6 protein-coding genes are annotated in these 7,874 nt (G+C 64.1%); 4 read left to right on the top strand and 2 right to left on the bottom strand.

Annotation, left to right across the window (positions count from 1 at the left end; all coding sequences use genetic code 11):
• The first annotated feature begins 442 nt into the window (after positions 1 to 442).
• Entirely contained in the window at positions 443 to 2,044 is a 1,602-nt protein-coding gene (locus ASN89_RS01245; RefSeq protein WP_058047990.1) for a methyl-accepting chemotaxis protein, read from the top strand.
• A 5-nt stretch (positions 2,045 to 2,049) separates the two neighbouring features.
• Here the strand turns inward: ASN89_RS01245 and egtB are convergent, their stop codons facing one another.
• Both egtB and egtD read right to left on the bottom strand, forming a co-directional pair.
• On the bottom strand, positions 2,050 to 3,291 hold the full coding sequence (egtB, locus tag ASN89_RS01240) for an ergothioneine biosynthesis protein EgtB (protein WP_058047989.1): 1,242 nt from the start codon (positions 3,289 to 3,291) through the stop codon (positions 2,050 to 2,052).
• A gap of 8 nt (positions 3,292 to 3,299) precedes the next feature.
• Entirely contained in the window at positions 3,300 to 4,292 is a 993-nt protein-coding gene (gene egtD, locus ASN89_RS01235; RefSeq protein ID WP_082127685.1) for an L-histidine N(alpha)-methyltransferase, read from the bottom strand.
• Positions 4,293 to 4,615: 323 nt separating this feature from the next.
• Here egtD and ASN89_RS01230 point away from each other — a divergent pair, with 323 nt between their 5' ends.
• The 3 genes from ASN89_RS01230 (at position 4,616) to ASN89_RS01220 (ending at position 7,858) form a co-directional block, all read left to right on the top strand.
• The gene (locus tag ASN89_RS01230) at positions 4,616 to 5,308 is read left to right on the top strand and encodes an ABC transporter ATP-binding protein (RefSeq protein WP_046683715.1); all 693 of its coding nucleotides are present in this window, start codon (positions 4,616 to 4,618) and stop codon (positions 5,306 to 5,308) included.
• 181 nt (positions 5,309 to 5,489) lie between these two features.
• The gene (locus ASN89_RS01225) at positions 5,490 to 5,777 is read left to right on the top strand and encodes a hypothetical protein (RefSeq protein ID WP_034757399.1); all 288 of its coding nucleotides are present in this window, start codon (positions 5,490 to 5,492) and stop codon (positions 5,775 to 5,777) included.
• A gap of 269 nt (positions 5,778 to 6,046) precedes the next feature.
• Positions 6,047 to 7,858 carry a hypothetical protein gene (locus ASN89_RS01220; RefSeq protein ID WP_058047988.1) on the top strand — a complete coding sequence of 604 codons (1,812 nt, stop codon included), beginning with the start codon at positions 6,047 to 6,049 and terminating at the stop codon, positions 7,856 to 7,858.
• The last annotated feature ends 16 nt before the right edge of the window (positions 7,859 to 7,874 follow it).

Genomic DNA, 7,874 nt, shown 5'->3' with positions numbered 1-7,874 from the left:
CAATCTCGTCACCGCTTCGTTCAAGTCCGTCTTGTCGGCCGTGAACCGCCGCATCAAGCAGACGGACGCCGAAAAAACAACAGCGACCGACGTGGCTGCCAGCGCCGCCTGAACACGGCTCGGGTATCCCTCATAGGGAGAAAAAGCGGTACGGCTTGATCGCCGTGCCGCTTTTTCATTTCTATTGAGCAATTAGTAGTGCAAATCAGGTATTGCCGACCGTATAATCGTTTCATAACAAGACCACCGGAGACAGATCTAAAAGTAACCCCCAATAAATTCTTGTCATTTCTAGCTTCCATAAACAGCGTGCTGCTTTGTTGCCCTCCGCTAGCAGTGCTTGCACTGCGTCGCAGAGCGCGCCTAGCATCACATCTGTTTCTGTTCGCTATAAATTGCCAATAATTTCCTGAGGATTACTTTCGCTACCGAGGGAATAAAAATGAAATTGACGGATATGAAGATAGGCGTGCGCCTGGGCGCCGGTTTTGGCGTGGTGCTGCTGCTGATGGCAGTACTGGTGGGCACGGGCCTTTTCCGGCTGGACAAGATCGGCGCGCTCAGCGAAGCCATCATCGAGAAAGACTGGGCCAAGGCCGACGCCATCGCCACCATCCGCAGCACGACGCGTTCGAACGCGGCACTGGTGCTGGAATTGTTCATCCATGAAGATCCGGCACGCGCCAACGCCATCCACGGCGAAATCGACGCCAACAAGGCCACCATCACCGATGCGCTGGCCATCCTCGACCGCCTGATCGTGCTGCCTGAAGGCAAGGAACTGCTTGCCACGCTGAAGCAGCAGCGCAAGGCCTATGTCGTCTCGTTCAGCCAGGCCGACAAACTGCTGGTGGCGGGACAGCGCGCGGAAGCGGCCAAACACGTGCGCGACGATACCCTGCCCGCCCTGAACCAGTTGCAAAAGACGGTGAACCACCTGAACGACATCCAGCGCGGCGTCGTCGTGCATGGCGGCCAGCAAATCCAGCAGAATATTTCCGCAGCCAATGTGCTGATGGCCAGCCTGGGCACGGCCGCCCTGCTACTGGGCGTGTTCTTTGCTTGGCGGGTCACGCGCTCGATCACCACGCCGATCGCGTACGCCCTGCGCGTGGCGCAAGCGGTGGCCGCAGGCGACCTGAGCAGCAAGATCGCGGCCGACGGCAAGGATGAAGCGGGCCAGCTGCTGCAGGCGCTGCGCGACATGAATACCAACCTGGCCACCCTGGTGGGGCAAGTGCGCGGCGGCACGGGCACGATTGCCGTGGCGTCGAGCCAGATAGCCAGCGGCAATGCCGACCTGTCGGCCCGCACGGAAGCGCAAGCCAGCGCGTTGGAAGAGACGGCCTCGTCGATGATCGAACTGACGGGCACCGTGCGCAGCAACAGCGACAATGCCCGCCAGGCCGATACCCTGGCCCGCTCGGCATCGGAAATCGCGCAGCGCGGCGGCTCGGCCATGGCGGAAGTGGTCGGCACCATGGACGCCATCAATGCGTCGTCGCGCAAGATCGTCGACATCATCGCCGTCATCGACGGCATCGCTTTCCAGACGAATATCCTGGCCCTGAATGCGGCAGTCGAGGCGGCGCGTGCCGGCGAACAGGGACGCGGCTTTGCGGTCGTGGCATCCGAAGTGCGCAACCTGGCCCAAAGATCCGCTGGCGCAGCGAGGGAAATCAAGGAACTGATCGCCGACTCCGTCAGCCGCGTGGGCCAGGGCGCCCAGCTGGTCAGCCAGGCGGGCGCCACGATGGATGAAGTGGTGGCCAGCGTGGGCCGGGTCAGCGCCATCGTCGGTGAAATCAGCGTCGCCAACCACGAGCAGAGCGAAGGCATCGAGCAGATCAATGCCGCCATCATGCAGATGGACCAGACGACGCAGCAAAACGCGGCCCTCGTCGAGGAAGCGGCCGCAGCGGCGGCTGCCATGCATGAACAGGCGGGCGAACTGGAAACCCTCGTCAGCCAGTTCAAGCTGGAACAGAACGCTGGCACCACGGCGCCGACCCGCCCTGCCCCTTCCGTCCAACGCTTGCACTAAGTTGCTTATTCCACCTGGCGCGCCAGGCGGATGCCGGAAAATTGCCAGCGCGCGCCGGCCGGGAAGAAATTGCGGTAGCTGGCGCGCGCATGGCCGGCCGGCGTGGCGCACGACGAGCCGCGCAGCACATACTGGTTCAGCATGAACTTGCCGTTGTATTCACCGAGCGCCCCGGGCGCCGTGCGGTAGCCGGGATACGGCGCGTAGCTGCTGCTGGTCCACTGCCAGCAGTGGCCGAACATTTGCCGCAAGCCCGCTCCCGGCGCGCCAGCGGCCGGATGCAGCTGGCCCACTTGCAGCGCGACGCCTTGCGCCGCCAGCTCCCATTCCGCTTCCGTCGGCAGCCGCACGCCGGCCCAGTGCGCATAGGCGTCCGCCTCGAACAGGGACAGATGCGTGGCCGGCGCCTGCAGGTCGAGCGGGCGCAAGCCGAACAAGGTGAATTCCTGCCAGTGTCCCGCCTCGTCGCGCTGCCAATACAGCGGGCATGCCAGCTGCTGGCTGCGCACCCAGTCCCAGCCTTCGGCCAGCCACAAATGCGCCGTGCGGTAGCCGCCCGCCTCGATGAAGGCGAGAAATTCGCCATTCGTCACCAGCGCGCTGGCCAGTTCGAACGGCGCCACGTATTGCGGGTGGCGCGGCAATTCATTGTCGAAACAAAAGCCGTCGCCCGCATGGCCGATCTGCGCCAGGCCGCCGTCGAAGGCGAGCCAGGCCGTGGGCTGCGCCGCTTGCCGCGCTGGCGGCGACGCGCCGTCCACGTTATCGAGGTAAGCGGGAAACAGGGCGCTCTGCGCCAGCAGGTGCTTGACGTCCGTCAACAGCAATTCCTGGTGCTGCTGCTCGTGTTCTAGGCCCAGCGCCAGCAGCATGGTCAGCCGTTCGCGCTCGTCGCGCGCCAGTTCGCCCGCCAGCAGGCGCGCGATGCGTGCATCGACGTTGGCCCGGTAAGCGCGCACCTGGGCCATGCCGGGACGCGTCAGCAAGCCCCGCTGCGCGCGCGGATGCTTCTCGCCCACGCCGTTGTAATAGGAATTGAACAGCACGCGGAAGGCCGGGTGGAATGGCGCGAACGCCGCTTCCATGCTTTCCAGGATAAACGTTTCGAAAAACCAGGTGGTATGCGCCAGATGCCATTTCACGGGACTGGCGTCCGGCATCGACTGGGCGCCGCAATCCTCGTCGGACAGCGGCTCGGCCAGCAGCAGCGAATGCTGGCGCACCTTGTTGTAATGATCGATCAGCATTATTGCCTTTAGTCTCTAATTACACGGGCGTAAATCACCGCAAACCACTGCTGCGGGTCCGTCCAGACTTGCACGGTGGAAAACCCCGCCTGCTCCAGCAAGCCGACGAAGGTGGCGCGCGTGTATTTGTAGCTGTCTTCTGTATGAATGCGCTCGCCTTTCGCGAAACGCCGCTGGCCGCCTTTCCAATGAACAAACTGCTCGCTGCGCGCCTCCAGGTGCATTTCGACACGGCGCTCGTCGGCGTTGAAAAAACCGTGGTGCTGCCAGGCACGCACGTCGAAGTCGGCACCGATCAAGCCGTTCACGTGGCGCAGCATGTTCAGGTTGAAGGCGGCCGTCACGCCCAGCGCATCGTCATAGGCGGCGTCGAGGATGGCGTCATCCTTGATCAGGTCGACGCCGATCAGCAGGCCGCCGTCGCCGTCCGCATTCGCCCGCAGGCGGCGCAAAAAGGCGGTCGCTTGCTCGGGCGCAAAATTGCCGATCGACGAGCCCGGATAGAAGAACAATCGCCGCGCGTCGCGCACGCTGTCGGGCAAGTCCAGGCGGCTGGAAAAATCCAGGCCCAGGCCCGTCATCTCGATGTGCGGAAAGCGCTGCTGCAGCCGGCTCAGCGATTCGCTGAGGAAATCATAGGAAATATCCACGGCCACGTACTGGGCCGGATGCAGCAGGGGGAACAGGCTGGCGGCCTTGGCGCAATTGCCCGCGCCCAGGTCGATCAGGGTACTGCCCGGCCCCACGGCGTGGGCGATCTCGGCGCCGTGGCGGGCGAAGATGGCCGCTTCCGTGCGCGTCGGATAGTACTCGGGCAAGGCGCAGATGGCTTCGAACAGTTTCGAGCCCAGCGCGTCGTACAGGTATTTGGGCGACGTCCAGGCATCGCGCGCCAGCAGGCCGCTGCTGATCTCGGCTATCGTGGCAGGAGTGGCGCTGGCCGCTCCTGCGTTGTTGGTGGGATACAAATTGGACTGCTGTTGCGCAAGTGGCATGGTCATGGGCTGGCGTCGTCAATGTTGGGTTCACGAAGGGCTTGCACGGTCAGCCACCGGGCGCGCCGCCCTTGCCGTAGCGGTTCGCGGGCGCCTTGCCGATGACTTTTTTCCATCATAACGGAATCCGCGCAAGCCAGCCGTGCGGCAGGTAACTTAAGGTCAAACCGGCAGCGTGCGCACAAAATTGGTATTGCCAAGCAAAAAGCATAAGCCTGTCGTATACTACACATTGCCGGCCAAACAATCCGCGCCCCTTTGCAGTTCCCAGGCCCCCCTCTCCCCCGCGTGCCTCCCTTTACGATAGCCGTTATTAATCAAGATCAACCATGCTCGAATTGCGCCATCTGTCGAAGTCCTATGCCAATGCCCGTCCCGTGCTGGCCAACATTTCCTGCCGCTTCAAGGCCGGGGAATTCATTGCCATCATGGGTGACTCGGGCGTGGGCAAGTCGACCTTGCTGAACCTGATCGCCGGCCTCGATACGCCCGATGCGGGTGCCGAAGCGCACCCTATCCTGGTGGACGGCATTGCCATGTCCAGCCTCGATGACGCCGCCGCGACCCGGCTGCGTCGCGCCCGCATGGGCTTTATTTTCCAGGCCTTCCACGTCTTGCCGCACCTGACCCTGCTGCAAAACGTGGCCCTGCCGCTGCTGCTCAACGGACTGCCCCAGGAGCGTGCCGCCAGCATGCTCGAGGCGGTCGGCCTGGGCGGACGCGGCGGCGACTTTCCGCAGCAATTGTCGGGCGGCGAAATGCAGCGCGTGGCCATCGCCCGCGCCCTCGTGCACAAGCCGGCGCTGGTGCTGGCCGACGAGCCCACCGGCAACCTCGACCCGGACACGGCACACAGCATCCTGCAATTGCTGCGCGCCGAAATCAAGGCCAACGGCAGTTGCGCGATCATGGTCACGCATTCGCTGGCCGCCGCCGAAATGGCGGACCGGACCATGATTCTCACGAAAAGCGGATTACAAAATACAACAATCGTCAACCAAATTAATCAAACAATCAGTTAATTTAACTGACCATCTGTCACAAGTTTTGTTATCGTAGTATTATTTAAAACACTTGCCTGGTTATCAATGTTGTAACGCGAATGTTGTACTACGTCACCCGGACAGCCGTACTGCGATGACGAACTATAGCCGGGACCATATAAAGTGGTCTCGTCCCTTGCATAACCTGAAGGAGGAGTAAATGAACGTTCGGCAAAAGAAGCTGGAAATGATTGAAGCGATGAACCGGGCGCGTGCGCTCGAACCATCGAGTTTTGTGCCCAACAAGCTGCTCGATACCTTGATCGAGAAGCTGAACTTGAAAAATGATGCGGAACTATGCCGTGTCCTGGAAGTTCAGCCTCCCATCATCAGCAAGATTCGGCACGGCAAACTATCGGTCGGTGCAACGATTTTATTGCGCATGCATGAAAAATCGGACATCACCATCCGCGAACTGAAGGAACTGTCCGCCACGCCAGTCCATTGAACCACCCGCTGTTGTAATGCCATGCCAGGCACCCAGGTTCCCGGCGCAATGAACTTTTGCCATACAATTCGCGTAGTTCGCTCACCGCACAACATCCGAGCACGATAGCGAAGAGACCCAGCCCAAACCATGCTGACCGTTTCTCTGCCCTCCCGCTCCGGCACGCCCCTCCAGCTTCTCCCCTGCATTTCCACGCATACTTGATCTGACACAACACGCATAGTCCGCGCAGGCATCAAGGTCAGCTTTTAACCAGCGATCCCAACCGCATGTCCAGCGATCCCCTTGCGCCGCCCGTGCTGCGCCTGACGCTCACGCGCGATCCCCTCGCCAGCGCCGGCGACTGCCCCGCCGCGCCCGGCTGGCATGCCGAGACCCACGTGCTGTCCAGTGCGCGCGGCATCGGCAGTTGCCGTACCGTGCTCGATATCGGCCCGGCCGACGTGGTGCAACTGCTGCTGTGCGACGGCAGTTCGCTGCTGGCTGGCAGCCTGGACCTGCCACGCTACCTGGGGCCGGCCACGGTGGCGCGCGACGGCGCGCCCGCCAGCATCGAAGTGGGACTGGCCCTGCGTCCGCAGGCGGCGCGCCAGCCGCCCGGCGCCAGCCGCGACGGCCTGGGCGCCTGGATGCTGCGCGCCGTGCGCGTGTACCGCTGCGGCGCCGCCGCCATGACGGCGCTGGCGGCGGCGGGCGCCTTCCAGGACCGCCAGCTGGAGCAGCGCCTGGGCCTGTACCGCTGCGGCATCGAGGCGGGCAGCATGACAGCCGTCACCAGCCTGCCCGCCGGGCCGGAGCCGGAGCCGGTGCTGCTGCTGTTGCATGGCACGGCCTCGTCGACCCAGCGCAGCTTTGGCGGCCTGTGGCGCAACGGCCTGGCGCCGCAACTGGCGGCGCGGTACGGCAACCGCATCTACGGCTATGAGCACCGCAGCCTCAGCGACAGCCCCATCGAGAATGCACTGGCCCTCGTGCGCCAGTTGCCGCACGGCGCCGTGCTGCACCTCCTGAGCCATTCGCGCGGCGGCCTGGTGGGCGAATTGCTGGCGCGTGCGCAGCGCATCGACAGCCGCGGCGCCGTCGACCTGGCTGGCGACGGTCTGGAGCGGCTGAGCGAAAACACGGTGGGCGGGGAAGCGTTCAACAGCCACGATATCGACCACTTCACGGCCCAGGCGCGGCTGGGCGGGCGCGGCGGCTACGACGCGGATGCGGCGCGCCTGCGCGAATTGAGCGTGGAACTGAAGACGCGCGCCATCCGCATCGCCCGCTTCGTGCGCGTGGCCTGCCCGGCGCGCGGCACCACCCTGATGTCGGGCCGTCTGGACCGCTGGGCCAGCGTGATGTTCAACCTGCTGCTGCACGACGGCATTCCCGACGGCGCCATGGCTTTCCTGCTGGCCGTGGTGCAGCAGCGCTGCGATGCGCGCATCCTGCCGGGCCTGGAAGCGATGATGCCCGACTCGCCCCTGGTAGCCCTGCTCAATGCGCCCGACGTGCGCGTGGCCAGCCCGCTGCACGTGCTGGCCGGCGCCTGCAGCGGCGATGGCTTGCTGGGCTGGCTGGGCGACTGCCTCGACGACCAGCTGTACGGCGGACAGAACGACCTGGTGGTCAATTGCGCCTCGATGGCCGGCGGCGCCACGCGCAGCACGCCGGTGCGGCAACTGCTGCTGCGCGGGCCGCACACGCACCACCTGAACTACTTCGAGCGCGCGCCCTCGAGCCAGGCCGCCGTGCAGGCGCTCACAGGCGACGAGGCAGCTTACCAGCCGCTGCCCGGCATCGAGCACGGCCCCCTGGCGCGCGGCGGCGAAGTGCCGAAACGGCGCGCGCACGCGCCCATCGCGCTGCTGCTGCCCGACATCATGGGCAGCCACCTGCAAGTGGGCAGCAACCGCATCTGGTTCGATCCCGTCAACCTCGTCGAAGGGCGCATCGAACGCCTGGCAGTGGGCCAGCCGCACATCGTCAGCGCCGGCTGGATCGAATCGTGCTATGAACCGTTTGCCCGCTTTCTCGCGCAAAGCCAGGAAGTGCGGCCCTTTACCTATGACTGGCGATTGTCGCTGCAGGAGTAGTGCCGCGCCTTCCTGC

It is taken from the genome of Janthinobacterium sp. Ant5-2-1 (assembly GCF_001445815.1).
Taxonomy (GTDB): domain Bacteria; phylum Pseudomonadota; class Gammaproteobacteria; order Burkholderiales; family Burkholderiaceae_D; genus Janthinobacterium; species Janthinobacterium lividum_E.
This window is presented reverse-complemented; position numbering and strand designations above follow the sequence as displayed.

What these genes read in the sequence shown, in the direction of transcription:
- ASN89_RS01230 (WP_046683715.1), top strand. Translation starts at nt 4,616, where the DNA reads ATGCTCGAATTGCGCCATCTGTCGAAGTCCTATGCCAATGCCCGTCCC.
- ASN89_RS01225 (WP_034757399.1), top strand. Translation starts at nt 5,490, where the DNA reads ATGAACGTTCGGCAAAAGAAGCTGGAAATGATTGAAGCGATGAACCGG.
- ASN89_RS01220 (WP_058047988.1), top strand. Translation starts at nt 6,047, where the DNA reads ATGTCCAGCGATCCCCTTGCGCCGCCCGTGCTGCGCCTGACGCTCACG.
- egtB (WP_058047989.1), bottom strand. Translation starts at nt 3,291, where the DNA reads ATGCTGATCGATCATTACAACAAGGTGCGCCAGCATTCGCTGCTGCTG.
- egtD (WP_082127685.1), bottom strand. Translation starts at nt 4,292, where the DNA reads ATGACCATGCCACTTGCGCAACAGCAGTCCAATTTGTATCCCACCAAC.
- ASN89_RS01245 (WP_058047990.1), top strand. Translation starts at nt 443, where the DNA reads ATGAAATTGACGGATATGAAGATAGGCGTGCGCCTGGGCGCCGGTTTT.